This window comes from Pseudomonas sp. EL_65y_Pfl1_R83, assembly GCF_963970695.1.
Classification (GTDB): domain Bacteria; phylum Pseudomonadota; class Gammaproteobacteria; order Pseudomonadales; family Pseudomonadaceae; genus Aquipseudomonas; species Aquipseudomonas tritici.
On the sequence record NZ_CAXAQI010000109.1, the window covers coordinates 1 to 648 of the forward strand.

Annotated in this window: 1 protein-coding gene; it reads left to right on the plus strand. The window is 63.4% G+C overall.

From position 1 onward, the window contains the following. On the plus strand, positions 1-648 hold a 648-nt coding region (locus AACY08_RS27890; RefSeq protein WP_339472327.1), incomplete at both ends, for a M13-type metalloendopeptidase.

The following is a 648-nucleotide window of genomic DNA, read 5'->3' on the forward strand; positions in this document are numbered from 1 at the left end:
CAGGATTTCCTGATCCTGCGCTTGCTGCGCAGCTACGCCGGCGTTCTCGCCAAGCCGATCAACGACGCCAATTTCGCCTTTTATGGCACGGTGCTGAGCGGTGCGCCGCAGCAGCCGGTGCGGTGGAAGCGCGGCGTGGGGATCGTCAGCGGGGCGATGGGCGAACAGGTCGGCCAGGAATATGTCGCGCAATATTTCCCGCCCGCGACCAAGGCGGCGGCGGACCAGCTCGTCAAGAACATCATCGCGGCGATGAGCGTGCGGCTCGACAATCTCACTTGGATGGCCCCGGAAACCAAGGTGACGGCCCATGCCAAACTGGCGGCCTTCACCCCCAAGATCGGCTATCCGTCGAAGTGGCGCGACTATTCGGCGCTGACGGTGAAGCGCGACGACATCGTCAGCAATGTCGCGGCGGCGAACGCGTTTGAATATGAGCGCGATCTGCACAAGCTCGGCCAGCCGATCGATCGCACCGAATGGGGCATGACGCCGATGACGGTGAACGCCTATGCCAATCCGCCGATGAACGAGATCGTCTTCCCGGCGGCGATCCTGCAGCCCCCCTTCTTCGATGCCAAGGCGGACCCGGCGGTCAACTACGGCGGCATCGGCGTGGTGATCGTGCATGAACTGAGCCACCATTTC